This window comes from Paludibacillus litoralis, from assembly GCF_037646705.1.
GTDB classification, from domain to species: domain Bacteria; phylum Pseudomonadota; class Alphaproteobacteria; order Rhodobacterales; family Rhodobacteraceae; genus Pikeienuella; species Pikeienuella litoralis.
On the sequence record NZ_JBBHER010000006.1, the window covers coordinates 163,864 to 188,671 of the forward strand.

Sequence of the window (24,808 nt, forward strand, 5' to 3'; positions counted from 1 at the left end):
TCAGCCCCCGAACGTGATCGTTTTGTCGATCAGGCCCGCGACATAATCGAAGCCCGTATCGGCCGGGAAATACCGCGCGTGGTCCTCCGGCGTGGCGAGAGATGGATTCGCCCGGTTCAGCGTCACGAGCTTTTGATCGGCGCTGATCGTGATTTCCGGCGCATCCGGATCGCCGCTGATCGACGGCTCGCCGCAGACGCCCGCCCACACCGACACCAGATCATCGATCTGAGCCCCCCGCTCATCGATAAACGCGAGATAGCGATAGACCGCGGCGCCCCGGATTTTCCGGTCCAGCGCCAGCCCGCGCAGCGCGAGATCCGCGCCCGCCCATGTGATATCCATGGTCGTGGAGACCATTCCGGTCTGCGACGCCGCCGGGCTGAGATCGATCATCAGCCCGTGCCCGGTCCAGAGCGTCCCGCCTGCATCCCGCCAGTCGAACGGCAGGGTCGAATGCCGGATCGGCGCGTCCGGGTGCGCGACGCGCACGAGATGCGTGAAGCAGCCCCGCTTTTTCATCTGCAGGAGCGCGATCTGGTCGGATGAGAGCGCCATCAGACTTCAACCGCCTCGTAAAGCTCGAGCCGAACCGGGCTGAACACCGGCGCGTCATAGGCGAGCCGCGGCGATGCGCTCAGCCGCCAGACCGACCGGAGGTCAGCCACCTTGACGCGGATAAAGGTCCCGCCGGAATAGCCCGACCGAAGGCGCGGCAGCACCACCAGCGTGGCCTTGCCCGCGCCATCCGCCGTCACGTCCTCGACAACCTGGTGCAGCCGCTTCGCATCGAGCGTGATGTAACTTCCGGCGAGCAGAGTCCTGCCCGCGCCGAGCCCGGCCACGTCGATATCGGTCGCGCCCGCCGCCGCCGGCCCGTCCAGCGTCAGCGCCGCATCCGAGGTCGTCCCCCGCTTCACCGCGCGCGATGGCGGGCCGAGCTGCAACGCCGCGTCCGCACGCATCAACCGGTAGCTCAGCGCCTGGATCTGCTGCCCCATCTCCGGCTCCATCGGCACCAGGTCGAGCGCCGCCACCCAGAACTCCCCGCCCGTCTCCAGCCGCCGCTCCGCCGGCGAATACGGCCCCCGGTTCTGGGAGAGCCCGTCGATCATGCCGGGGATGAACGACTTCACCCGGAGCGACGCGGGGAGCGTGAGATATTTCGTGGCCATATCAGAGCCCTCCATGCCGCAACGCCTGCCGCACCGCTTCCGGCACGGCGGAGAGGATCATCGCCGAGGACTGCGTGACCGCCGCCTCGATCGCCGCCGGATCGTTCGAGCCGCGCGCGTCGACGTTGAGCGTCACGCTGACCCCGCCCCCGCCGCCGGACGCCTCGACGCCGAGCCGCCCGCCCGGCCCGCGCTTCAGCGGCATGATCGCCTCCGCCCCCGCCTCGCCCATCAAGCCGAGGCCCCGCGCCATCGGGAACACGGTCGGGCCGTCTACGATCCCACCCCGCGCGAACGGCCGAGGGATTGGCGTCGGCGACGTGGCCGGCGCCGACGAAAACAGGCTGGGGATGACCCCGCCAAGCGCGCCCCCCAGCGGCCCCGCGCCGGCCAGGCCCTGCCCCGCGATGTTGATCAGCTGCAGAGCCACATTTTTCAGCGCGTCCTCGAAACTATTAGCGGACGTCACCGCCGAGGTGAGCGCGTCGCCGATCTGCTCGATCGCCGCTTTCGATCTGGCCGCCGCCGCCGCGGTCTCTCTCAACGATTCTTGGTGGAGATCTTCCGCCTCGACCGCCGAAATCAGCTCCGCGCGCAGCGCCTCGTAGGCGCCGACCGCCTCGTTGATCGCGGCGACCCGCGCGCGGTCCAGCGGCAGCCCGTCTTTCTGCGCGGCCGCGACCAGATCGAGCTGGAGCCTGTCCGCCTCGAGGCTCAGCGCCCGTCGGTCATGCGCCGCGCCGGTCAGGCCGACCAGCTTCAGCTCGTCCCGCGTGGCGAGGTTCTTCTCATGGATCGACAGGATCAGGTCGTCATATTCCGCCTTATTTTTTTTGGCCCCGTCGCCGTCGCCGTCGCCGTCAGAACCGCCGCCGGGAATCACCGGAGGTTCAGGGGGTTTTATTTGCGATTCTAAAGACTGCGCCTCTTCTCTCAGACGCGCCAGCGCGCGCTGCGCCCTCTCGATCCGGTCGAACGGGTCGTCCGCGAGGGGGTTTACCGCCGCGCCAGACATCACCCTGTCCATCTCACGCTGAGCTTGCTCCTGGACAGATGCAATTTGGCGTCGAACCTCCGCGAGCCGTCGCTCCGCTCCAACGCTGAACAGACCGTTGAGAGCCACAGCCGCACGGCCAAACGCCCCCGTAAGGCGCGCCCCGACGGCGCTGACCAGCAGGTCGATCTCTGTCCGCAGATCCTCCGCGTTTGCGATGACGTCTCCGCCGATCACAGAGCCGAGATCGCGCGCGCGCCGACGCATGCCATCCAGCGCGCCAGACCCCTCGCCGAGCGTGTTGACCAGCGCCGCGCCTTCGGAGTCAAAGAGTTTGAACGCCACCCGAAGTTTGGCCCCCTCAGTGTCCATTCCCGCCATCGCGTCGGCGACGTCGTTCAGGATATCCTCCGTCGGGCGCGCCGCGCCGCTCGCGTCGTTCAACGCGATCCCCATTTCCTCCAGCGCGCCCTTCGCTTCGCCCGTTCCGTTCCGCGCCTCCTCGACCCGGCGCACAAAGCGCTGCAGCGCCATGTCCACCGTTCCCATCGCGACGCCGGACTGCTCCCCCGCCGAGCGCAGCTCCTGCAGCGCGTCTGTCGTGAGGCCCAGCTTCGCCGCCGTCTTGCCGATATTGTCGAGCGACGTGAGAGCCCGGTCCGCCGCCCGCACGAACGCCGCGGCGCCGAGCGCCGGCAGCAGCCCGCGAAGCGCCACGCCGATCGAGCGGCCCAGCCGATCCGCGTCCCGGCTGAATCCTTTCATCCGCCGCGTCGAACGGTCGAGCCCCTTTTCGAACTGGGCGCTGTCCAGCCCCAGATTCGCGCGCAGAGATCCGATCACCGACGCCATCAGCCGTCACTCCTTCGTGCTCGCCATTCATCCATGGTGATCCGCGGCAACCGGGCGGAGAACGCCTTCAGGCGCGCCGAGATCTCCGCCGGTGTCGCCGGCCCCTTCGGCGGGGCCAGCAACGCCTCCAGCTTCGGCAGCTTCTTCGCCCGCGACAGCGCCGCCGCCAGCCACGCGTCCTCGATCCGCGCGCGGCGCTCCCGCTCCAGCCGCGCCCGCGCCCCCGCCATCGCCGCGATGAAGCTGCGCGGCGTCAACGCCCAGAACCCGCCCGGCTCGAACCCCGCCGCGACGTAGCCCGTCAGCAGCCCGGAGAAGTCGAATCCTCCGTCGCCGCGCTTTGCGTTTTTTTTTCGGGGCGGGAGCCCTCCCCGCCGCCGTCGCTCTCCTCCGGCGCCGCCGCCGTGATCGCGGCGACGAGCGCGGCGTTCGCCGCCGCGACGTCAGCGCCCACCAGATCGCCGGCCCCCGCCAGGGTCATGTCCGGGTGATGCCGCCGCAGCAGCGCCCAGAGCAGCGCCCGGATGTCGGAGAAATCCCCTCGCCCCATCTCGAGCTGCAACAGCCTCGCCTGCCCGCGCCCGCCGACCGCGCCTTCGAACTCGCAAAGCGCGTTGAAATCCAAATGAAGCCGCCACGTCCTGCCGTCGACCGTCAACTGGCTCTCGCCCGTGAACCCCGCCATCAGGCGCCTCCGCCTTCCTCTTCGACGATCTGCGCCGACAGCCGGAACGTCGCGGTCGCCGTCATCTTGTCGGCGATCGGGGCGGAGCGCGCATAGCTCTTCAGGAACGCGGCGTATGTCTCCGTCTGGCCCGTGCCGCCGGCCGTGGTCGGAGGCAGCGTCAGCTCGAGCTGAACTTCCTCGCCGCTCGCCTTGATCGCCAGCAGCACAGTGTCGGTGGCGTTCCCCGGTATATAGTTCATCGGGATCGAGACTTCGCCGCCGTCGATCAGCCCTGCGATGAACTGGCGCCGCCGCCCGGGGCTATCCTGGTGCGTGACATCGATCTCGTCGACCTGCTCATCCGGCATGTCGATATCGCCGACCAGCTGCAGCGCGGTCCAAGCTGGGGCCTCGCCGACCCCCACACGCACCTTGAATCCATATCCTATCTGACCGTCAGCCATCCTGCTTACTCCAAGCTATCAGAAAATCGAGTGACACGCCGAACAGCGCGTCGGCGACTTCCGCGTCGCGGCCGTCCCGCTCCGCCGAAAGAAAGATGCCCTGGAACCCCCCCGCGCTCCGCCCGTCGAGCGCGCCGCGCACCGCGCGCGACAGCGCCTTCGCCTCGGCGTAGGTCTCGGCCGCGCAGTCGATCTGGACCCGTCCCTGAAAGAGCCCGTCCGGCCCGGACTGGGTCCGCCCCGGCGCGCCGCCGATCAGCGTGAGAACCGCATACGGCCGCCCCGCGCTCTGCCGGGTCTCGCCCCAATCCACCCGCCCCCCGGCGAGCGCCGCGACCGCGCCGTCGGCCAGCAGGAGCGCGCGGAGCGCCTCCTCCATCTCAGCTCTTCTTCGCCAGGCGGGCGGCCTTGCGCGCCGCCCGCGCCGCCGCCTTCTCGATCTCGACCCACATGAGATCCGCGAGCCGGGTCAGGATCCCTTGCTTCCCCGCGTCCCAGGCCGGGCGCGCGAAGGGGTGAGGAGGCATTCGCCCAACCGACTTTCCGCTCTTGTGCCTCCGCTCCGCGGTTCCGAACTCGACAAGGTGCGCATGATTGCCGGATCTCCGATAATCCGGGCCGAGGAACAGCTCGACCGACGTGCGGTCGGATCGGAACATCTTCCGGTGCAGCGCCTTCTGCCGGTCGCTCAGCCGCGTTGATATCCCGATCGATCTTTTCAGATTGTTGTACTTGCCCGGCGGCGCCAGCTCGCTCATGTGATCCGCCACCGGCTGCGTCGCCTTGACAAGGGCCCGCCGCGCCACGTTCTTCGCCGTCGCCGGGCGCAGATCCTCCAGCGCCTTCTCCAGCTCGCGCAAACCCTCGACCGTGAATCGCGTGCTCGCCATCAGTGCGCCCTCCTTGCGCTGATCTCCAGCGCGCGCCGGCGCCCGCCGACGTCCTTGATCCCGACGATCTCGTAGATCCGGCCCTCGCACTCCAGCCGGTCTGATGTCAGGATCGACGCGGAGAGCGCGTTGAACCGAACGGTGAACCGGGTGGAGAGCGCCGCGTCCACCCCGCCGGACCGGAACCGCTCGCCATCGGAGATGTCGGCCTTCTCCGCCGGGATCGGCGCGCCAAGCGGGGCGAGGGCGCCGAAGCGCGCCTGCATCTCGTCATCGACAACCGCCGCGCGCAGGACCTGCACCATCCGGTCCAGCCGTCCCGCCCTCATATCCGCCGCACCCGCACGTTGTTGATCAGGCTCTCGAACGCCAGCGGGACCGTCGCCGTGATCGTCCCGGTGACCCCGGCCTCGCGGTTCTCGTACCACTGGCCGACCAATAGCTTGACCGCCTGGCGCACCGCCATCAGGTGATGCGCCGGCAGCTCTACCTCAAAGACGACGAAGATCCGCGACGACGCAGGCCCCGACGCCAGAACATAAGAGCCGAGATGATCCGCCCGGAGCTCCGCCTGGTCGGCGCTTTGCTCCGCCCCGTCGCCGTCGAGCCACGTGACCGTGGCCGAAAGCGCGTCCGGCAACGCCAGGCGCAGGCGGCCCCAATGCGAGAACTCCTGGCGCCAGGCCTGGCGCAGGATGCCGCGCCCGAGCAGCCCCCCCCAGCCGTCGAGAAGCGAGACCGCCGCGCGCTCGAGATCGGAGATCAGCTCATCCTCCTCGCGCCCCACCACCCGAAGATGCGCCTTCAGCTCGTCGAGCCTGACCACCGGCGACGCGGGCGCGGCGACGCGGGAGAGCATCAGGCGCCCGCCTCGCCGTCAGCCGCGGCGCGGGGCTTCACCGGATGCGCCAGCTTGCTGTTGATGAACGTCGCAGCCAGATCCGCGCCCACGTCATAGGTCTTGCCGGCTGCGAACTCTTGGGACGTGTATCCGTCCTCCGATCCCAACGCGCGCGCCCGCATCTTGATCTTGATCTTCATCTCACCCTCCGCCTAAAAGGGCGGGCCGACGCCCGCCCGTCTCTCTCGGACCAGATCAGGCCGCCGGCGCCTGCGCCGCGTGGCCGAGCACCGCGAGCGCCGCATGGGCGACCGAGGTTCCCGAGTTTTTCGTGCTGGTCGCCCGGACATACCGCGCCGATCCGTGATAGCCGACCTTCAGCGCCGTGTTCGCCGCCAGCGCCGCGGGGAGCGTCCCGGCGATGTCGCCGGCGGCGACATCGGTCCAGCCGGAACCGTTATCCGACTCCTCCAGTTTCAGCGTGAAATCTCCGGACCCGGCGACCGCGCCGACGCTGATCGCGAACATGGCCGAGGAATAGCCCCGCATGTCCACGGTCTCGCCTTCGATGGTGGCGGTGTGCACCGCCGGGCGGATGCTCTCCACAACAGAGAGATTGCTCGCGAGGTCTCGCAGAGCTGCCATATCGTCGTCCTCCTGATTGATTGAGGCGGGTCAGCCGCCCCGAAAGATGCGCGCCCCGCCGCAGGGCGAGGCGCATCCAGATGAGTGAGGGTCAGGACCCGAAGCGGAGGAACTTCACCGCTTCAAAGTTGTTGGCGCCGCCGCCGACGCGTTTCGTGATATAGAACTTCACAAACCCCTTCTGCGTGAGCGGATCGCGAAGAGCTCGGATTCCGATCCGGTCGACGATCGTGTAACCCTCGCCGAAATCGCCGAACGCCATCGACAGCGAATTCCCCGCCATCTCCGGCGTGTCCTCCGCCTCCACGATGCCATAGCCGATCAGGTCGCCGCCCTGCTGCGCGGTGAAATCCGGCTGCCACAGATAACGGTTATCGCCATCCTTCAGCTTGCGGATCTCGGCGACCATCGCCCGCGACATCATCCAGGACGCGTTGGTCCGGTAGGCGGACTTCAGGCTGAACACCATGTCGATCAGCGCGTCGGCGCCGGCTGGGGCCGAGTCGAACGCGCCACTCGCTCCGGAGTTGATATGCTGGAACGTGCCCCAGGCGCGCGTCCCGTCCGCCGTGGCCGCTGTCGGATAGGTGAACAGGCCGCGCGGCTTCAGCTCGCCATCGCCGACCATGAATGCGGCGTTCTCGGTCCGGACGATCTTGTCCGCCGCCTTGTCAGCGAGCCATTGCTCGATGTTGAACAGCGAATCGTCGAGCAGCTTCTGCGTCGCCTTCGGCTCGGCGTAGAGCTCATGCACCGGAATCGACCACTTGCCGATCCCCGGCGTGTCGGTCTCCGGTCGCGCCTGCTTCTCTCCGACCCAGCCGCAGCTCGCCTCGTCGAGATCGTTGAACCCTTCGAGCGCATCGGTGCCGATCACCATCACATTGGCGACACTGCGCATGGGCGAGGTCTCGCGGACGCGGCTGACGATCCGCCCAGACATGTCCGGCGTCACGGTGTAGCCGCCCGCCGGGTCGGAGCCGACCGACATCTCCGCGCGCACCGCCGCCGGCGTGGCGTCGCCGCGTCGAAGATAGGTGTTGAGCGCGGCGGCGTAGGACCGATAGCCGTCCACGTCGATCTCGATCCCGCGCTCACGCGCAAAGGTCGCCGCGGCTTTCGCCGCCGGGTCGCCGGCGTCGGGGCCGAGACTGCGCGAAGCCGCCTTCGCCGACATCTCGGCGAGCTGGCCCTGAAGCTCGGTGATCGACCCGTTGATCTTGTCGACCTGCTCGTTGAGCACGACATCGGCCTTGCCCTTGGCGAGCGCCTCGAGCCGTTCGTCGTTCTTCGCCTTCAGCTCTTCGAAGGCGGCCTGAATCTGCGCGACGACCTTCGTGGGATCGCTGGCGTCGGCGCGCACCCTGGCGACTCCTCGAAAGGGCGCCGGATTGTGATAGGTCATTGGAGTCTCCTTATGACCGGATCGTGGTGAGCAGGGCCTGGAGCCCTGCGGCGAAGTCGCCTGCATCACGCGCGGCGGGTCGGGTTGCATCACGCTGGCCCGACAGATTGTTGATCATCGCGGCGCGGTCCTTCCGGCCGACGCCGTCGCGGGCGAGCGCCGCCTCGACCTTGCGGCGCGCGAGGATCGCCCCGGGGATCGCGGCCGCCGACGCGCCCGACGCCTGCTTGCCGTCGAAGGCGTCGTCGGCGAAACCTTTCTCGATCGCTTCGGCCGCGCTCATATATGTGCCGTCGGATCCCCGGTTGGGGCCGTCCAGAAGCGCCAGCGCGTCCTCTTCGCTCATGCCGGTTCGCGCCGCGTAGATCGACGCCATCGACCGGTCGAAGGTGTTGAAAACCGTCGCCGCGTCCTTGAAGTCATGCTCGTTGCCGACGACGATCCCCCAGGCCTTGTGAACCATCATCACCGACCCGGCGCCCATCAGCACCTTGTCGCCGGCCATCGCCACCAGCGACGCCGCCGAGGCCGCGACACCGAACACCCGGACCGTCACCTCGGCCGGATGTTCGTCGAGCAAGTTGAAGATCGCGAGGCCCTCGAACATGTCGCCGCCGGGGCTGTTGATATCTACAGTCACCGGGGTCGCGCCGAGCCGGGCAAGGCTTTCGCGCACGGATGTCGCGGTCACCCCTTCGTCGAACATGTCCTCGCCGATCATCCCGAATATCTGGATGTGGCCGGCCTCGGCGGAAACGGCGGGCGCTTCGCTCCACCGCGCCAGAGCGTCCGCCGGCGCATCCCAGCTGTATCCGGCGGGGCGATCGAACGCGCGCGGGGCGTTAATCTTCTTCAGGCTCATCCGGCTCTCCATGCGTTGACTTGTCCTCGGTGTCCGGGTCGCCGGCCGTGTTCGGCGGCGGATAGTAGATCCCGCCGCCCTCTCGCGGGTTCATATCCTCCAACGCGCGCACCTCGTTCGGGCTGTAGACCCCCCATTGCAGCGCTTTGCCGTAGGTCTCCCAGCGCGCCTTGGCGTCGCCGCGCATCAGGCCCTGCGTGAAAAAGCGCGCGTCGATCCGGTCCCATTCCCGTTCCGGGATCAGGTCGCGCTTGATCGACTCCTCCCAGATCCGGATCCAGTCGTTCAGGGTATAGGTGACGAAGCCGATTCCCTGCTGCTCGATCCCGGACCCCCAGCTCGTCGTCTTCTCGGTCGCGCCGAGCATGTGCGGCGGAACGCCGAAGAACATGGCGATGTCGTAGCGCTGAAAATTCCGCTGCTCGAGGAACTGGAGGTCGACCGCGCTCATGCTCGGAGAGCCGAAGTCCATACCCTCTTCGAGGATCATCATCTTGCCGGCGTTGTCGGCGCCGCCATATGCCTCCTGCGTCGACGCCTTCAGCCGCTCATACGCCTCCGCAGACAATTGCCCCGGGTGCTTCAGCGTCCCGCCGACGAACTGGCCGCGCTCCATCAGCTTCGCGCCGGCGCGCTCGGCGCTCAGCGACAGCCCGAGCGACTCGCGCATATGTGACATCACCGAAAGACCGGTGACCCCGTCCAGGCTCATCCCGCGCATGTGGAAGATGTCTGGCTGTCCCAGCACCCGCTGACGCCCGCCGCGCTCGGCCACCCGGTAGAGCATCGAGTTGTCGTCGGCCTGCTCGGCCACCACCCGGTCCGGATGCAGCGGGATCAACGCCTGCACTTGCCCGCCGAGCAAAACCTTCAGCGCGTAGGCGTTGCCGCGCAGCTGGAGCTGCGCCGTCATCATCCTCTTGAACTCTCCCGGCGTCTGCCAGTGGTTCGGCTTCACCGTCAACACCCGGCGGAGCGGGTGGCCGACCGCGGGCTCCCGCTCCGTCTCGGACACCCGCCGGATCAGGTCGGACGGCAGGCCCGCGATCGCGCCCGATATGATGTTGACGCAGCGCCACGCGGCCGCGACCCGCATCGCGCTCGATTCGGTGACCACCGCGCCGGACGCGGTCTGCATCCCGCCGCCGATGCGTATGAACTCCCGGACCTGCTCGTCCGACATGTTGGCGAGATCGTAGCTCGCGCCCGCGCTCGCCGCCGGGCGCTTCGCCGCGCGGCCGATCACGGCCCGGCCGAGATCCCCGAGATAGCTCATACGCCGATCCTCATGCGACCAGCAGGCCCCGCGTCTCGTAGATTGACGGCCCCGCCTCCTCCTCCGGTTGCTCCAGTCGCGCCATCGCCGTGAGCCACGCCTGCACCCCGTCGATCTTGTCCTGCGGTCCGATCTTCGCCGGGTGGATGAACTCCCCCGACCGGCTCGCCTGCGCGATGGTGTTGCCTACCATCCAAGACATCACCGGATTGCCGCGATGCCGGACCTTCCGGTCCCGGATCAGCCCCTGCGCCCAGCGGAATCCGGGGTCGAGGCTCAGCGTATTCTGCCGCTGCTCGACCATCGTCATCCCCCGACGCGACAGGCGTTGCGCCATCTGCAACAGATATTGCGGGTCGTATGCGATCTCCGCCGCGCCGAGCAGCTTTCCGATCTCCTCGACCCGCGCCTCGAAATCCTCCAACTCGATCAGAGCGCCAGGGCATTCGTGCAGCCACCCGGACGCGACCCAGCCGCTCAGATGCTCGTTGCCCTCGCGGTGGATCACGTCTCCGGTGGCCCAATGCTCATCCCAGAGCAGCACCTCGTCGCCCCGGAACCCCACGACCACCAGCGACGTGAAGTCTTCCGATTTCGACCCGTCGAGCCCGACGATCACCTGGTCGAGACCGGTGAACGCCGCCAGGTCCAGATCCTCGTCTCGGCCCGCCGCCCAGGAGTCGAGGTCGAACGCGGCCGCGCCGACGCTGGTCCAGACGCAAAGGTGTTTCCGCAGGAACTCGCCCATCTGCGCCGGGTTCCGCTCCGCCTTGTCCCAGGCCGTCTGCAGATACTCCATCTGGATCGAGACCCCGAGGTTCGGATTGGCCTTGGACCACGTCGCCGGGTCGGCCGGGTCGTCTCCTTCATCCGCGGCGTAGATGATCCCGAAAAGACGATCGGTCTTATCGCTCTCGTCCTCGCCCCCCACCGCGTCCAGCATCCGCTTCACATCCCGGTGGATCTCGAAGCAGACCCCGGCGGTGTTGTACCCGGCTGTCGTGATCGAGATGAGAAGCGGCTGCGCCCGCGCGCCCATCCCCGAATCCAGCACGTCGTGTACCGACCGATCCTTGTGTGCGTGCAGCTCATCCAGGCACGCGAAGTGCGGGCTCTTTCCGTCCAGCGTCTTCGTCTGAGACGCCAACGGCTCGAAGACGCTGTTGGTGCTGTCCTGCGCGATTGAATGCTTCTTGACGACGATGCCCCGGCGCTGCTCGAGCGCCGGCGTCTTCGCCGCCATCAGCCGCGCGATGTCGAAGACGACGCGCGCCTGGTCCTTCGACGCCGCCGCGCTGTAGACCTCGGCGCCGATCTCTCCATCGAATCCGAGCGCGTTCAGGCAGAGCCCGCCGAGCAGCGTCGACTTCGCGTTCTTTCGCGCCATCTCGATATAGGCGCTGCGAAACCGGCGGAGCCGCGTCTCGCGCTCGACCCAGCCGTAGATCGAGCAGACGATGAACGACATCCATGGCGTCAGCCGGAGCAGCTCGCCGCGCGCCGCCCACTCGCCCTTCACATGCGGGAGCGTCTCGATCACGTTGCAGACCCGCTGCGCCCGGACCGGATCGAACGCGAACCGCCACCCGGCCTCGGCGCGCGCCATATCCGCGAGGTGCCGCTTCGCCGCCAGCACCACCCAGCGCCCGGCGGGGATTTCTCCAGAGGCGACGGCGGACGCGTACTCATGCGCGGCCGCGACATGGCCCAGTCTGGCCTCGTTCATCAGTGCATCTGCCGCGGGGCCGGCGGGTCGGCGTAGGGGTCGGTCGGGTCGAGCGCCGCCGGAGCGGCGTCCCGCTTCTTCGGTCCTGCGTCGAGCATGGTGAAGAAGTCTCCCTGCGCGGCGCCGGCCGTCCGCACCCGCGCGACCGGCGTCAACCCGAACTGCCGCGCGACTTCGCGCCAGTCCCGCTTCGCCCGGTCAGCGAGTATCCGCAGCTGCGACATCTGCCGAAATCCCTTCGGGGTCGTATCGAGCTCGCCCTCGAAATCGGTGTCTCCCGCCCGGTTCATCTGCGCGATCCGATCCTCGAAATCGCGCCAGCGCTGCCAGTCGAGGCATCCCTGCCCCAGCGTCGCCAGGTCGCCGTGGCTGATGTGCCGCGCCGGGCCAAGCGATCTCAGCGCCTGATACCAGACCTCTCGCCCGTGCCGCTTAAGGTATCTCGGCGGGCGAAGCTGGGCGATCTCCTCCGGGCGCATCGGGTCGACCACGATCGACCGCCCACCCTCCATCGCCTTGCCGCCCGAAAGGGTCGGCGTGCGCCCACGTTCAGACATCCCCCCCCCTCCCATTTCCCCGACCACCCGCATAAATTTGTCTACCCACGCCGGTTCCGGAAGAAAACGCTCCAGACTTTTTGACGCCCCCGGCCTTGTCGTCGCGGCGCTCTTGTCTCTGCTTGGCGCCCGAATGGCACGACCAGCACAGCGACTGGAGCGCCCCATGCCAGAACAGCCCCGGATCCTCGCGATGAGGCGTGACGTGGTCGGCCACCGCCGCCGCCCTCACCTTGCCGAGCGCGGCGCACCGACGGCAGAGCGGCTCGCGCATGCGCTGCGCTCGGCTTCTCCGCACCCATGCTTCCGATTTGTACCACTTCCGCGACGGCCGGTCGGCCCGCCTGACATCGTTCCGCGCCCGGCGCGCGGCCAGGGCCGTCGCCGCGAGTCGCGCGTGATCCGGGCAATGGCGCAGACCTGCGCGGACAAGGATCCTGCAGCCCGGATGGGCGCAGGGGCGCATCATCATCAGAAGACCTTCCGTTCCTGAACCTGGAAACGCCCCGCTCCGAACCCGGGCGGGGCGCCGCCCCGCAGGTGGGGCTCACTGAATTTTGGACATTCCGCCCCATGCCCCTAGTCGTGGGGCGCTCCGCGTGGGGCGGTGGCGGGCGCGCATTTCTCTGAGAGTTTGAACGCGCCCTCGCCGGTTTGATCCGCCGGCACCGGATGACAGAAACACTTGGAGGAATGATTCGCGCTTTGCAAGACATTTTTTCGCCTGCCGCCCTCACCCCGCCCGCTCCAGGTCGCCGAGCCCGACCATCACCTCGCGCGCCGCGCCGAAGATCTCCGCCATGATCCGCGCCCGCGCGCCCTCGATCTCCAGCACCGCGCTGGTCAGTCCCTCGAACGCGCCCGCCGAGACGCGGACCGTGTCGCCCACGCCGAACTCCGCCCGCGCCCGCATGAACCGCTCCACCTCCCGCGCCTCGGTCGAGAGCCGAGCGATCCGCTCCACGTCCCGCGCCGAGACGCTGACCGGCGCTCCGGCCTCCTCGACGCCGAGCACATCGAAAACCCCGTCGCAATCGAGCACCGCCACCCACCGCTGCAACCTGAACGCCGCCGGCTGGCCGAAGACCACATAACCCGGCGCGGCGGGGAACACCCGGAGCGACTTCCGGGCCTGGTAGCGGCTCCAGCGCCGCCAGACCGCCCGCGTCGGCGTGAAGGCGAAGATCCCGCGCTGATCGAGCCGGTCGACCACCCGGAACTCCTGCCCGCCCATCACCCGAGCGATGAACCAGCGCGAGCCGTCCAGCCGCGCCGCCAGCTCATCGAGCCGGCATGGCGCCGCCGGCGCCCGCCGCTCAGCGCCCGGCGTCGGCCGCGCCCCGCGCGAGACGTCCACCACCCTCACCATCCGCCCGAAGCCCGTCATCTCGCCGTCTCTCATCGCCAGATCCTTCATCTTGTGTCCCGAAGCATCCGCCTTGCCATATGTTGTGTTTCTCCTCCGCCGCGCGGGAGGCTAGGGAGGGTAGCGGTCTCGACGCCGCGCTTGCCTCCCATGATTTCGGCCATCTTATCTTCTTGTTTTACCTATCTTTTCTCACCCTCACGGGAGGGTAGGGAGGATAGGGAGGATAATCTGAACAGTACCTAGGGAACTTTCCCCTCGCCCTTCGCCAGTCTCTTTCCACGCGTAGCGCGCGGATAGCCTCCCCAGCCTCCCTACCCTCCCGCTGCGCCTCGCAAGCCTTTGACGCCGCGCCTCTTTCCCCCCGAACCCCTTGAGCTCCCACCCTCCCGCGCGCTGGCCGCTACCCTCCCTATCCTCCCGTCAGTCCTCGAAGGAGGGGTCCGGGGAGCCGGCGGAGGCGGCGGCGGCCGGAACCGTGACCCGCCCGTCGCGGTCGCGCGGCGCGTCGCGGAAGCGCGAGGCGAAGGGCTGCGCCATCCTCAGACCGTGGTACTGAGCGACGGAAGATTTTCCCTTGTCGAAGCTGCGCCCGGTTGCGGGGTCGCGGTAACTTCGGGCGCGGGTGGAGAGCTGGCGGGAGAAGGTCGTGTCCTTCCATGCCGTCATCCCCCGCTCAAGCATGTAGAGCCGGAACGCCTCGACCATGTCTTTCGACGTCACCCTGTCGGCCGGGTCGCCGGTCACAGCGAAGCAGGCGGCGAGGAACTGGCCGATCGGGTCGCTGTCCTCACGGTATTCGCGGGTCGCCTCCAGCACCGTCTCCGGCGGCCTCAGCCCGTCCTCGAGATATGCGAGCAGCCCCTCGAACATCCACGCCAGAACCCCGTCCCGCTCCGCCCAGAGCTTCTCCCCGAGCTTCAGGTCCTTGCGCTCATCTGGTATCCGCACGTCGAACGGCACCAGCAGCACCCGCCGCCAGATCCCGTCATCCGTGCCGCGGATCTCCGGCTTGTGATTGCCGCTCATCGTCAGCTTGAAGAACGGCAGCACGTTGATGAACTCGCCGTAATTCGGCCGCACGGGGACCGGCTCACCGCCGGTCAGGACCTTGATCATGCCCTCTTGCAGGCGCTGCCCCTCATCGGGCTCCGACGTCATCACCGCCCGCGCGCCGACCAGCGGGATCAGGTCCGGGGTCGCCTCCGCGCCCTGGCGGCGGTTGGAGCCGGTGAGGGACTCGATCCGGATCGAAGTGGCGTAATCGCCGAGCACCCGGCGGACGAGATCGACCAGGACCGATTTGCCGTTGGCCCCGTCGCCGTAGAAGAACGCGAGCCCCTGATGCGGCAACGCCGACATGCAGAGCCCGAACCAGCGCTGGAGGAAGCGCCGCATCTCGATATCCGGCTGGATCTCTTCGAGGAAGGCGTGAAAGCGCGGCGCCGCGGCCTCGACCGAGTCCGGGTCCAGATAGTTCGCGCCGGTCAGCTTGGTGATCAGGTCGCCCCTGTCCGGGTCCGACCGCTCGACGCGGGCGACCGCGCCGCCGCCCTCCTCGCTCATATCCTCGCGCGCGAACCGCCAGACCCCCTCCGGCGTGCAGACCGCGAGCTGCTCGACATCGAGCGCGTCATGCGGGCGCGACAGCGACGTGGTGGATTCCTGCATCATGTGGTCGATCGATCCGCTGTTGCCGGCGCTCTTCGCGTGTTTGAGGATCCCACCGATCCGCTTCGCGCGGGGCTCGAGCAGCTTGTCAATCGCAACAAGCCGGGTGGACAGCCGCGTGCGCTCATCCTCATCGGCCTCGCGCCGCAACGTGGCCCGGATCTCGCGCGTCTCCCTCAGCAGCGCCGCTTCGCGGGCGGTGGTCTCGACATACCTGCTCTCATCCTCGATCAGCGGCCCCAGCCGCTGCGCGAACGCCCTGACCCGGAGCCGATCTTCATCTTTCTCCCAGCGGCGCCCGTCCCAGGTGAACCAGCCGAGGCGCGGCACGAAGATCACATCATCGCCGAAATGGCGCGCGAAGCGCTGGCCGTTGCCATGATCGTTGAGCGCGTACCCCGCGCACTCCTTCAGCGCCTCCTCGAGCGCCGGGTCGGCGGGAGGCGGCGGGGCGCCGCGCCCGTCATCGGGCGGCGATGCATAATCCGGCGCATAATCGGGGCCGCCATCGGGGAACGGGTCCGGGCCCGCATCCACCGGCTCGGCGGCGGCGAAGGCCGCGCGGATCGGGTCGTCGTCGGGGGTGTCGGTCATGGGGCCGCCCCGTCGATGTTCCGGCGCTCGACGGTGAAGGTGAGGGCGGCGACCCAAGGATTCACGTCCCAGCCGAACCCGCGCTTGGCGTTGAGGCCGTCCCATAGGTCGCGAAACCTCTCCTGCGGCCAACCCCAATCTCCTCGCTCCGGGTATCTGAGGCGCTCGACGCCCTCGGCAAGCGCATCTTCTTCGCTGATATCCTGGACCCGCTGCACCCTCACATCCGTGACGGTGAGCGTCAGGCGGCTCGCCCAGCGGGGCATGTGGATCGGGGAGCGCCAGCGAATGGACTTCTCGGCAGGATATGGAGCGTCGAAGCCATGCCGGGCGCACTCAGCTTCATAGCCCGCTTCCCGGTAGAGCACCCACCCGGGGTCAGAGGCCCCCACGATGGCGTGGCCTTCCCGCACCCAGAGCCGGTCGCCGGGGGCGTGAGTCAGGCGCTTGCGAATATCGGCATCCCGGTAATCGTGCCAACGCAGCGCCTTATCTCGAAAATGCCAGTCGTAGCCATCCGTGCCCGATCGCCCGAATTCGGTGAATATGCGATGCCCACGGATCTTCAACACCCGCCGCGTCTGTGTCTTCCGCCCGGCGAGCAAAGCCTGGATCATCGGCGCGCCGAAGATGATGCCCTTGTCGGTCATGGATCGCTCCTCCTGTCCGCGCCCGCCGGCTCTTTCGGCCTGCTCGCGCCTGGGTCAGCCGCGCCTGCGGTTCCTGCGGAACCGCTCGCGCCTGGCGCTTTCCTCGAAAGCGCTTGGGTTAAATCATTCAGATCGACGCCCGCGCCGGGCGAGACGATCAGCGTCTCGAGCCCGGGCTGGCGCGCGCGCGCGCGGCGGAGGCCGGATTCGAGCTTGCGGCGGGTCATCAGCGGATGGCTGTCGCCGTCCATGATGAAATACAGCCGGGTGAGGCCGCGCGGGGCGCGAAAGCAGTCCGCGTCCTCCATATCCGGCAGGCCCGACCATTTCTCGCCCGCGACCCGGCGCATGCGCCCGGCCATGTGGCCGAGGTCGATCCCGGCCCACCAGCTGGCGCCCTTGAGCGCGCCCCGCGCCCAGCCCGTCGCGGTGGTCTCGATCCCCTCGCCGACCACCAGCGCCCCGCCGTCCCCGGCCAGCATCCGCGCTGAGGAGTGGAGCCGGATCGCGCCGGAGCGCTTCGAGCCCCGGACGAGCTTCACGCCCTGTTTCTCGCCGGTCTCCGGGTGCAGGATCTCCGCCTTACCGCGCGGGCGGGAGAGATCGAACCAGGTCTGATGCACCGCGGTGATCCCCTCGCCAGGCGAGGTGACGGCCGCGATCATCGCCGGGCCGGTGTGATAGACCAGCCGCCCGGCGCCGCGCCCCTTCGCGTAGACGTGATCGGGGATGAACCGCAGGCACTCCGGCATCATCGGCAGCGGCGCGCCGCGCGCTTCGAAATAGCCCTCGACCGGGGTGCCAGCCGCCGGAACCGCCCGCGCCCAGATCGCCCGCGCCGCGCGGATCGCCTCGCGCCGGAACCGCGCCGAATCCTCCTCCTGCCGGCGCTTGGCCTCGGCCGCCGCCGCCGCGCGCCGCCGGAGCTCCGCCGCCGGGATCCGGGCCTCGCGCGCCCCGCAGAGCCAGTCGAGCGCCGGCATGAACTCGGCGGCGAGGACATGACGCACCAGCTCGATCTGATCGCCGCCCCGCCCGCATCGCCGGCAGGTCCAGAGATTGCGCGCCGGATTGATCGCGAACCGGTCGCGCCCGCCGCAGACCGGGCAGGGCCCCGCCCGCTCGATCCCCGCCGGGCGCAGCGCCGTCGGCGCGCCGAGCGCCTCCCAGACCGAGAGGATCGGCCGCGCGCGCGCCTCATCGATGCGGGGGTCGGCCTGCATTAGCGCCTCCCGCCCCGCGCCCGCCGCGCCGCCAGCGCGCGAACGGAACATTTCGGGCAGCCGATCTCGGCCGCCGGCAGCGCCGCGTAAACCGCGAAGCGGACGCTGAATTCACAGCCGCAGCCCGGCGCGGCGCAGCCGATCCGCGCAACCCCCTCGGCGTCCGGCGGGGCCTTGAACGCCGGCCCATGCGCCGCCAGCAGCTCCGCGCCGCGCTCGATCTCGGCGGCGGTCATGCCCGCTCCAGCCCGATCAGCGCACCGTCGCCCATCAGGAACAGCGGCTTGCCCGTGCGGAGCGCCTCGCGCGCCTCATGCGCGCAGCCCTGGCTCAGCTCCCAGCCGTACATGTCCGCCACCACCACCGCGTCGCAAGCCTTGAGCGCGGGCGCGCACCAGCCGGTCCAGAACGCGTCGTCGAGCGGGTCGAGCCGGCAGCCGTCGTATTCGATGATCGCCGAGGAGAGCACGATCGGCGCGAAGACCGAGACGCCGCGCGCGGCGAAATGAGCCGCGACCCCCGCCGCGCTGCGCCCCGCCCACCGGCCCATGCCGTCGCGATAATGCTGGCTGAACGGCGTCGCCAGATAGGGAAACGCGACCCCGGCCTCCGCCACGTCGTGAAACCCCATGAGGTCGCGCGCGCGCCCCTCGCGCAGCGCGTCAACCACGACAGTCCAATCGGGGGTCTCGGTCATGATGCTCTCTCCCTGTTTTCGGCGGCCATCGCGGCGGCGCCCCATTGATCGGCCGCCGCCGCGGCGAGGCCCGGAAACGTGCGCGAGCGGGACCCTCATGCCGGCCACCTCTCGCCTATCGGCGCGTCCTCCGCCGGGGTCAGACCTCGATCCAGCGCGCAGTAAAGGCAGACCGCCCGGCGCCGCGCCGGGGCCGCCACATCCCGCGCGCAGTAGATGCAGCGCGCGCCGGTGTCGTAGCCCTGAGGCCCGAGATCCCGCAGGTCCCACGCCCACGCGATCACGGGCGAAATGCTGGTGATCGAAGCCGAGCCGCTCATCCGCGCATCCTCACGATCAGCAGCGCGCCGAGCGCCGACAGCAGCAGCCAGAGCGGTGAAGGCGAGGGGACGGCGGGGACCGGGGCGGGCGGCGTCGGCGCCGCCGTCCGGATGAAGGCTGGGAGGGGCGTCACCGCGCGACCGCGCCCCTCCCCTGTCGCGGCAAGGAAGGGCCCATGACGGCCCACGCGCGTGACGTCCGATCCGCCAACCGGCGGCGTGGCTGCGCCCGGCCCGCCGCGCTCCAGAAGCTGGACGCGGTTGCCGCAGGCGAAAACATAGTGGAAGCCCTGATAACTCTCGCTCGGGATGCAGGAGCGCCCGGCCGCGTCGCGCCGCCAGTCCAGCCCGGCCTCCGCCAGCCATGCCCGGTCGAAATCGACCAGCTGGCGCGGGATGTGATGCGCCCGCCCGGCGTGGCCGTAGGTATTGGCGATCACATCGCCGTCGCAGATCTCATCCGGCGTGAACAGCCCCGCCGCCCGCGCCTCCAGAACCGCCGCCGGCGTGTTTTGCGCGGTCCAGCACGGGTTGCGCCCATCCGCCTGCGCGCAGGGCGAGGCCCCTGGCCGCGACCAGACGCCGCTCCGCTCCGGAGCCGTCGCCGCGCCGGCCGATGAGGCGAGGAGCGCGAGGAGGAGCGCCGCGCGGATCATGCCGCGTCCTCGGGATAATCCCCGGGCCGTTCGAGACGCTTCCGGCAGGGCGCTATCCAGCCGAAGCGCGGGTCGAGATCCTCCGTCTGGCAGAGCCAGTCCAGCCGCCAGACGATCCAGCAATAGGCCGTGGCGCTGGAGCCCTCCGGCGCGAGCCGGCCCTTGTGGATCACCACCCTCTCCGTGAACTGGAGTATGAGCGCCGGCGGCGTCAGATCGAACAGCCGGCCATGGCGCCCGACCCCCTCGAGAAAGGCGGAGCGGGCGAACATCGCCACGCCAATCCGGCTTTCGTCCAGCGCCTTGTGGATGAACCGCTCCGCGAGGCTGAACGGCGGGTTGGTGATCGTCCAGTCGACCGGCGCCGGAGCGTCGAACAGATAGTCGACCTCCCGATACCCCGCGCCGTAATCGAAGATGTCGCTGGCGAGAACCCGGCCGAACCGCTCCGCCAGCGGGCGAACCATGTGGCCCCGGTTCGCCGCCGGCTCACGCACCGTCATCGCGCTGAAATCATCCGTGACGGCCGGATGCGTGAGCAGCGCCCGCGTCGCCCAGGGCGGTGTCGGGAAATCATTGAGCGAACCATGCGGCTCGCGCCGCTGCTGGCGCACCGCGCTCGAGAGGTTGCCCCGCGCCTCACCCATTGAGATCGGCCCTCAAGCGCCAGTCGCCGGGCGCGAACGCCGCCCCGCGCGGCGGAACCAGAATGTCCACCATCCGGCGCAGCTCCGCCGCCGCATCACGCGGCGCAATGAACTGGAGCCGGAGCACGGTGGCGAGATGCGGCTCCAACCGCGCGCGGGTCGCGCCGTCCACGATCAGCCACCGCTTCACCAGCTCGAGCAGCTGCCCGGCGCCGACCTGCCCATCCGAAGCGCGCAGCGCCATCGCCTCGGCCTGCATCGCGAGTGAGAGCCGCGCGTCGGTCATGACGCCGCCCTCCGATAAAGCGAGACCGCGAGCGCGCGGTAGAGCGGCTCGCCGCTCGCCCGCCGCAAACCGTGCGCCGCGCGCCGCGCCGCCGGCAGATCGCGCAGCGCATGAGCGATCGCGCCGCGGCGAAACACGCGCTCGAACTCCGGCTCGAACAGCAGCACCTCGACCGCGCGCAGCACATCGGCGCGGGCTGGGGTCAGCTTCGCCGCCGCGCATATCTTCAGAACCTCCGCCAGCCCCGCGTCGCCCCGCCGGCTGGCGATGCCGGCGCGCACGGATGCCGGCGCGCGCTCAACCGGCGCCTGCATGGCGGGCCGAACCGCGTCCGCCGGCTCCGGCGAGCAGGTGATGCGCGCGCGCATCTCGGCATGCTCGGCCGAAATGGACGCGCCCGATATCTCGTCCACCGCAACGCCCGAACGCTCAAGATCCTCGCGCGCCTTCCCGGCCGATAGGGCCGGAATGCTCACGGTCTTGCGCGGCGCCGCCTTCGGCGCCCGAAACCCCGCCGCCGCCTCGGCGCCGAGCCGCGCCAGCCGCGCGGCCTCCTCCTCGTCGCGCTCGCGCTCCTCGCGCAGCGCCAGCTTTTCGAACCGGCGCTGGCGGTAATACATCCGGTTATGGCTGTCGCGCTTCTCATCCGACTTCGGGGACGGGAGCGACATCGACAAATCAATCGCCACCACGCCCAGCGGAACCCGGGTCACGCCCTTCTCCGCGATATGCGCGTCGATCATCGCGCGCCACTTTTCCGGCATGCTCACCGCGCCGCCCTCCGCCGGTGAAAAAACCCCGCCAGCCTGGCGCTTCCACCGAAAGCGCGGGGGCCGGCGGGGAGTCTGACAGGGAGGAGTGCGCCCTCACGGGCCTCGGAACCGGGCGTCGCCGCCCGGAATGGCTCGGCCGCGGCGCCCGAACTCACGAGGGGCGCCGCCAGGCCGAAGGGGGCGCGCTGACGCAACGCCGCGCCCCGGTCCGCGCGGCTGGGGGACGCCGCGCGGGGTGGGAATATGTGATCGCCGGTCAACAGCGCCGGGGGGGTCATCGCGCGCCCCCCTCGTCATCGAGCAACGCCGAGATCCGTGTGAGAACCTCCAGCGCCTCCGCAACCTCGGCCCGGGCGCGCGCCCGCTCATCGTCGGTCATCCGGGAGGGGTCGAGCGACTGCGCGCCAAACGCGCTGATGATCGCCGCCACCGCCTCGCCGCACTCGACGCTCGCCTCCGCCGCCAGCGCCCGAAGGTCGCCGCCGCCGGCGCGCCGCCCGATCCGCGCGAAGAGCAGCTGGCTCAGCGGCCAGACGCCGAGCGCGTCCTCCATCGCCGACGCGGCCTCGACCGTGACCGGGATCTGGTCATGAACCATCCGGCTCACGGTGGACTTGTGAACCGCCGCGCCCTTGCGCGCCGACAGGATCGCCGCCGAGGCCTCGACCCCGCCGGCGGTCTCGACCAGCCCGGCGAAAATCCGGCGGGCGGAGGGGCCGATCGGCGCGGTCACGATCGGCCCCCCGAAACCTTGTTCCCTCGCGCGGCGCGTGGGAGGGGCGGTAGGGGTCTTGTCGATGAGAGGGAGGACCGGGATATGCGGGGCGATGACCCACCAGGCGCGGAGCGCCAACGAATTGCTTGAGGCGAATCGCCAGCGGCGCGTAGCTTTCCAGGCGAAACGGAATGGGGGATAGTCAGATGACCATGTTCGACGCGGTCTCGCGCTGGTTCAGAGGAAGGCCGGAAGAGGACGCCGAGACGCCCAACATCCCCGGCGTCGAGCCGTATATCGGGACTGATGACACCGACGCCGAGCCCGCCGACGATACGGAACCGATGAGAAGGGCGAGCGACGACCCCGACGCCGGATATGTCGAACCGATCTTCATCGGCATCCGCTATCACTCCGCCTCCGGCGATCTCAGCCAGCGGAGAATTCGCATGATCCGCTTCGAGTGCTCCGCCGCGGGCGACCTCTCGCTCCGCGCCTACTGTCACGAGCGCAAGAGCGCGCGGCTGTTCCGGTGCGACCGGATCGATTGCTTCTTCGATGCCGATGGCGAGATCACCGATCCACCGCAGTTCTGGCGGGAGCTCGGGGTCGATCTTGAGCAGCTCGTCACAGATCTCCGCCCCACTCCGCGCGCAGCGGTCGAGGCGTCCGGCGAACGCGTCCCGCGCGCGCCGCGGCGCCCGACGCTCAAGACCCATCTCAACCTGCTCGCGGCGCTGTCGCGCTGCGACGGCAAGATGCGGCCCGAGGAGGTGGACGTCATCGTGACCTACGCCATCGACGAAATGGAGCGCGACGGCGTCATCACTCCGGATGCGGAGATCGCCGCTCTCGCCGCGCGCGTTCGCCGGATGCGCCCGACGCGAGACGCGATCCGCCTCGCCGTCGAAAAACTGTTCGTCGGGCTGGATGCGCTCGGGCCCGCCGCGCGTGCGCGCTTCATGCACGCCGCCCATGCCGTCGCCAACGCCGATGGCGTCCTGCGGCCAGAGGAATTCGACTTCCTCGCCGCGCTCGAGGCGGGTGAGGTCTAGAGCGGTCATTTCGCCGACCGCTCCAGCGCGGTCGGCACTGGCCATGACGAAGCCGCGACAGCGCCTTTCGTAGCTCGATCAATGGCGATGGCCACCGTAAGGCTGGGCAGGGTCGCACCCCGCGCCAAACGTGAAACCGTCGACTGCTTGAGCCCGACGACATCCGCGAACGCGGCCTGCGTCGTGCCTGTGGTCAGGAGATATTCGCGAAGGGTGCTCATGCGCGAAGATATGCACTAGGTGAATATGTATATCAAGTATAAAAATTCATGTGGTGAATTTGGAAACCTTGAAGGGGCGGATATCGTCCGCGCCATGAAGGCAGCAGAGATCCGAAACGCCAAGAACCTCACGCAGGCGCAGCTTGCGGACATTATAGGCGTGGATCAGCCGACCATTTCTCGCATGGAGCGCGGAACGGGCGGCACGACGCTTCGAACGCTCCAGGCGGCGGCGGAGGCGCTTGAGTGTAGCGTCGCGGATTTGGTTGACGACGACCGAACAGAATCTGAGCGGCTGCTGATCAGCTTGTTTCGTCAGCTTCCGTCGGCCCGGAAACGCGGTTGGATAGATATGGCTCGCCTCGCGGCGGAGGAAGATCAGCAATCCGGTTGATCAGCGCCCTGAGCTGACCGCCCGTCAGACGGCTGAGTTCCTTGACGAACTCACGCTCCAAGTCCTCATCCATATCCGAATCCCCCCCAGTATCGTTCCCCATCCGTTCATGGTGACTCAAGCGTTCCCGAACGGTCAAGCTTGCCATCAGCGAGCCAGTCCGGGCGGGCCGCGCTCCACTCGAAGCCCCGCGTTATCTCTGACTCCTTTAGACTGATTCGGCATGGCGTAGCCGTCTAATTCACGAGACGCATTTTAATGCTTGACGTGAATATTCGTGGTGTGCATATCTCTCCCTGTCGGCCGCAATCCTGCCGCCGACACTCCGCGCCGGACCGGCTCGACAACCTCCCATCCCGGGATGGCCGGCCGGCGCGGGGGAACCGGAAGGGAGAGATCCGATGCCGACCGAGCCGACCACGCAGCGCCGCCATTTCACCGCATTCGGCCCCGAAGACGGCCCGCCGGGCCTGAAGAACCCGAGGCCGCCTCGCGGCGGATCGAGAGTCGCCGCCGCCCCGCGCGCCGCCGCGCCGGCCCTGCCGCGCGCCGCGCTGATCGACAAGTGGCGCGCCGCCGCAGACCGCCGCCGCGCCGCCGCCAACGCGCTCGGCTGGACCGAAGGCGCGCCCTGGCGGGCCGAGGCCGACGCCTACGACGCCTGCGCCGACGATCTCCGCGCCGCCAACGCCGCGGCCGCGCCGAACGGCGAAGCGGAAGGCGTCGTCGAGCGACTCGCGATGAGGGATGTGATGCGCCGCGACCCGTTGCAGGACGACACCGTCCCGCTGCGCAATTCGACCATCGCGAAGAGCGACGAGCCGGCGGAGAGCGAGGCGCGCGGGACGCGCCCGCAGTCGATCGTGAACCGGATGGTGACCGGGACCGGCGGGCCGCCGCCGCCCGCGCCGCCGAGCGGGGCCGAGGCCGCGCTCGCCATCGCCCTGCCGCTGCTCCGCGGCGAGTTCCAGATCATCCTCGAGAGCAACAGCCGCTTCGAGCGGCGGGACGGCGCGCTCCGCCGCGTCCCGCAATCCTGCGAGCGCGAGGAGCTGGCGCTCGCCTACCGCTACCGCATCGCGATCCGCGCGGCGGAGCGGGCTCTCGGCCGGCCCGATGACGGCGCCCCCGACTGGTTCAACGCCGCCATCGACGGCGGCGCGCTGTGACCGCCGCCGTCAACCGG

Annotated in this window: 33 protein-coding genes; 4 read left to right on the plus strand and 29 right to left on the minus strand. The window is 69.3% G+C overall.

What is annotated here, in order from left to right:
- The 3 genes from WG921_RS11890 to WG921_RS11900 are packed head-to-tail and all read right to left on the minus strand — an operon-like array spanning position 1 to position 3,021.
- Positions 1–558: a hypothetical protein gene (locus WG921_RS11890; protein WP_340109455.1), complete on the minus strand. Its 558-nt coding sequence runs from the start codon at positions 556–558 to the stop codon at positions 1–3.
- The gene (locus WG921_RS11895) at positions 558–1,175 is read right to left on the minus strand and encodes a hypothetical protein (RefSeq protein WP_340109456.1); all 618 of its coding nucleotides are present in this window, start codon (positions 1,173–1,175) and stop codon (positions 558–560) included. The genes WG921_RS11890 and WG921_RS11895 overlap by 1 nt, the downstream gene beginning before the upstream one ends.
- A 1-nt stretch (position 1,176) precedes the next feature.
- A complete protein-coding gene (locus WG921_RS11900) occupies positions 1,177–3,021 on the minus strand; it encodes a phage tail tape measure protein (RefSeq protein ID WP_340109457.1) in 1,845 nt (614 codons plus the stop codon).
- Between the two features lie 33 nt (positions 3,022–3,054).
- Here WG921_RS11900 and WG921_RS11905 point away from each other — a divergent pair, with 33 nt between their 5' ends.
- Complete coding sequence (locus WG921_RS11905; protein WP_340109458.1) at positions 3,055–3,318, plus strand: hypothetical protein; 264 nt, start codon at positions 3,055–3,057, stop codon at positions 3,316–3,318.
- A 4-nt stretch (positions 3,319–3,322) separates the two neighbouring features.
- Here WG921_RS11905 and WG921_RS11910 read toward each other — a convergent pair whose 3' ends face one another.
- From WG921_RS11910 to WG921_RS12030, 25 genes are all read right to left on the minus strand, one after another.
- On the minus strand, positions 3,323–3,706 hold the full coding sequence (locus WG921_RS11910; protein WP_340109459.1) for a GTA-gp10 family protein: 384 nt from the start codon (positions 3,704–3,706) through the stop codon (positions 3,323–3,325).
- The gene (locus WG921_RS11915) at positions 3,706–4,152 is read right to left on the minus strand and encodes a phage tail tube protein (RefSeq protein ID WP_340109460.1); all 447 of its coding nucleotides are present in this window, start codon (positions 4,150–4,152) and stop codon (positions 3,706–3,708) included. The genes WG921_RS11910 and WG921_RS11915 overlap by 1 nt, the downstream gene beginning before the upstream one ends.
- Entirely contained in the window at positions 4,145–4,531 is a 387-nt protein-coding gene (locus WG921_RS11920; protein WP_340109461.1) for a DUF3168 domain-containing protein, read from the minus strand. The genes WG921_RS11915 and WG921_RS11920 overlap by 8 nt, the downstream gene beginning before the upstream one ends.
- Before the next feature lies 1 nt (position 4,532).
- The gene (locus WG921_RS11925) at positions 4,533–5,042 is read right to left on the minus strand and encodes an HK97-gp10 family putative phage morphogenesis protein (RefSeq protein WP_340109462.1); all 510 of its coding nucleotides are present in this window, start codon (positions 5,040–5,042) and stop codon (positions 4,533–4,535) included.
- A complete protein-coding gene (locus tag WG921_RS11930) occupies positions 5,042–5,371 on the minus strand; it encodes a head-tail adaptor protein (protein ID WP_340109463.1) in 330 nt (109 codons plus the stop codon). The genes WG921_RS11925 and WG921_RS11930 overlap by 1 nt, the downstream gene beginning before the upstream one ends.
- Positions 5,368–5,901 (minus strand): head-tail connector protein, encoded by a 534-nt coding sequence (locus WG921_RS11935; RefSeq protein ID WP_340109464.1) that lies wholly within the window; start codon positions 5,899–5,901, stop codon positions 5,368–5,370. Before WG921_RS11935 ends, WG921_RS11930 begins: the two co-directional genes overlap by 4 nt.
- The gene (locus WG921_RS11940; protein ID WP_340109465.1) at positions 5,901–6,083 is read right to left on the minus strand and encodes a hypothetical protein; all 183 of its coding nucleotides are present in this window, start codon (positions 6,081–6,083) and stop codon (positions 5,901–5,903) included. Before WG921_RS11940 ends, WG921_RS11935 begins: the two co-directional genes overlap by 1 nt.
- A 55-nt stretch (positions 6,084–6,138) precedes the next feature.
- A complete protein-coding gene (locus tag WG921_RS11945; RefSeq protein WP_340109466.1) occupies positions 6,139–6,528 on the minus strand; it encodes a hypothetical protein in 390 nt (129 codons plus the stop codon).
- 91 nt (positions 6,529–6,619) lie between these two features.
- Positions 6,620–7,933, minus strand: a complete 1,314-nt coding sequence (locus tag WG921_RS11950) for a phage major capsid protein (RefSeq protein ID WP_340109467.1) — start codon at positions 7,931–7,933, stop codon at positions 6,620–6,622.
- A 10-nt stretch (positions 7,934–7,943) separates the two neighbouring features.
- Entirely contained in the window at positions 7,944–8,795 is an 852-nt protein-coding gene (locus WG921_RS11955) for a head maturation protease, ClpP-related (protein ID WP_340109468.1), read from the minus strand.
- Positions 8,776–10,071: a phage portal protein gene (locus WG921_RS11960; protein ID WP_340109469.1), complete on the minus strand. Its 1,296-nt coding sequence runs from the start codon at positions 10,069–10,071 to the stop codon at positions 8,776–8,778. Before WG921_RS11960 ends, WG921_RS11955 begins: the two co-directional genes overlap by 20 nt.
- A 10-nt stretch (positions 10,072–10,081) precedes the next feature.
- Complete coding sequence (locus WG921_RS11965; protein ID WP_340109470.1) at positions 10,082–11,797, minus strand: terminase large subunit; 1,716 nt, start codon at positions 11,795–11,797, stop codon at positions 10,082–10,084.
- Positions 11,797–12,354 (minus strand): P27 family phage terminase small subunit, encoded by a 558-nt coding sequence (locus WG921_RS11970; RefSeq protein WP_340109471.1) that lies wholly within the window; start codon positions 12,352–12,354, stop codon positions 11,797–11,799. The genes WG921_RS11965 and WG921_RS11970 overlap by 1 nt, the downstream gene beginning before the upstream one ends.
- A gap of 733 nt (positions 12,355–13,087) precedes the next feature.
- Entirely contained in the window at positions 13,088–13,756 is a 669-nt protein-coding gene (nusG, locus tag WG921_RS11975; protein WP_340109472.1) for a transcription termination/antitermination protein NusG, read from the minus strand.
- Positions 13,757–14,143: 387 nt separating this feature from the next.
- The gene (locus tag WG921_RS11980; protein WP_340109473.1) at positions 14,144–15,985 is read right to left on the minus strand and encodes a DNA primase family protein; all 1,842 of its coding nucleotides are present in this window, start codon (positions 15,983–15,985) and stop codon (positions 14,144–14,146) included.
- The gene (locus WG921_RS11985; RefSeq protein WP_340109474.1) at positions 15,982–16,635 is read right to left on the minus strand and encodes a hypothetical protein; all 654 of its coding nucleotides are present in this window, start codon (positions 16,633–16,635) and stop codon (positions 15,982–15,984) included. The genes WG921_RS11980 and WG921_RS11985 overlap by 4 nt, the downstream gene beginning before the upstream one ends.
- Complete coding sequence (locus tag WG921_RS11990) at positions 16,632–17,858, minus strand: DUF7146 domain-containing protein (RefSeq protein ID WP_340109475.1); 1,227 nt, start codon at positions 17,856–17,858, stop codon at positions 16,632–16,634. Before WG921_RS11990 ends, WG921_RS11985 begins: the two co-directional genes overlap by 4 nt.
- Positions 17,858–18,094 (minus strand): hypothetical protein, encoded by a 237-nt coding sequence (locus WG921_RS11995; protein WP_340109476.1) that lies wholly within the window; start codon positions 18,092–18,094, stop codon positions 17,858–17,860. Before WG921_RS11995 ends, WG921_RS11990 begins: the two co-directional genes overlap by 1 nt.
- A complete protein-coding gene (locus tag WG921_RS12000) occupies positions 18,091–18,555 on the minus strand; it encodes a DUF1937 family protein (RefSeq protein WP_340109477.1) in 465 nt (154 codons plus the stop codon). Before WG921_RS12000 ends, WG921_RS11995 begins: the two co-directional genes overlap by 4 nt.
- Before the next feature lie 95 nt (positions 18,556–18,650).
- Positions 18,651–18,875, minus strand: coding sequence for a hypothetical protein (locus WG921_RS12005; protein WP_340109478.1), 225 nt, complete (start codon positions 18,873–18,875; stop codon positions 18,651–18,653).
- The gene (locus WG921_RS12010) at positions 18,872–19,531 is read right to left on the minus strand and encodes a hypothetical protein (protein ID WP_340109479.1); all 660 of its coding nucleotides are present in this window, start codon (positions 19,529–19,531) and stop codon (positions 18,872–18,874) included. The genes WG921_RS12005 and WG921_RS12010 overlap by 4 nt, the downstream gene beginning before the upstream one ends.
- Entirely contained in the window at positions 19,528–20,178 is a 651-nt protein-coding gene (locus WG921_RS12015) for a hypothetical protein (RefSeq protein WP_340109480.1), read from the minus strand. The genes WG921_RS12010 and WG921_RS12015 overlap by 4 nt, the downstream gene beginning before the upstream one ends.
- Complete coding sequence (locus WG921_RS12020) at positions 20,171–20,464, minus strand: hypothetical protein (RefSeq protein ID WP_340109481.1); 294 nt, start codon at positions 20,462–20,464, stop codon at positions 20,171–20,173. Before WG921_RS12020 ends, WG921_RS12015 begins: the two co-directional genes overlap by 8 nt.
- A complete protein-coding gene (locus tag WG921_RS12025) occupies positions 20,461–21,234 on the minus strand; it encodes a hypothetical protein (protein ID WP_340109482.1) in 774 nt (257 codons plus the stop codon). Before WG921_RS12025 ends, WG921_RS12020 begins: the two co-directional genes overlap by 4 nt.
- 277 nt (positions 21,235–21,511) lie before the next feature.
- Complete coding sequence (locus tag WG921_RS12030; protein WP_340109483.1) at positions 21,512–21,970, minus strand: hypothetical protein; 459 nt, start codon at positions 21,968–21,970, stop codon at positions 21,512–21,514.
- Positions 21,971–22,158: 188 nt separating this feature from the next.
- Between WG921_RS12030 and WG921_RS12035 the strand changes: the two genes are divergently transcribed.
- Positions 22,159–23,007, plus strand: a complete 849-nt coding sequence (locus WG921_RS12035) for a WYL domain-containing protein (RefSeq protein ID WP_340109484.1) — start codon at positions 22,159–22,161, stop codon at positions 23,005–23,007.
- A gap of 5 nt (positions 23,008–23,012) precedes the next feature.
- Here WG921_RS12035 and WG921_RS12040 read toward each other — a convergent pair whose 3' ends face one another.
- Positions 23,013–23,228: a helix-turn-helix domain-containing protein gene (locus WG921_RS12040; RefSeq protein ID WP_340109485.1), complete on the minus strand. Its 216-nt coding sequence runs from the start codon at positions 23,226–23,228 to the stop codon at positions 23,013–23,015.
- Between the two features lie 25 nt (positions 23,229–23,253).
- Here WG921_RS12040 and WG921_RS12045 point away from each other — a divergent pair, with 25 nt between their 5' ends.
- Positions 23,254–23,622 carry a helix-turn-helix domain-containing protein gene (locus WG921_RS12045; RefSeq protein WP_340109636.1) on the plus strand — a complete coding sequence of 123 codons (369 nt, stop codon included), beginning with the start codon at positions 23,254–23,256 and terminating at the stop codon, positions 23,620–23,622.
- Between the two features lie 401 nt (positions 23,623–24,023).
- A complete protein-coding gene (locus WG921_RS12050) occupies positions 24,024–24,791 on the plus strand; it encodes a hypothetical protein (RefSeq protein ID WP_340109486.1) in 768 nt (255 codons plus the stop codon).
- Positions 24,792–24,808 lie beyond the last annotated feature (17 nt).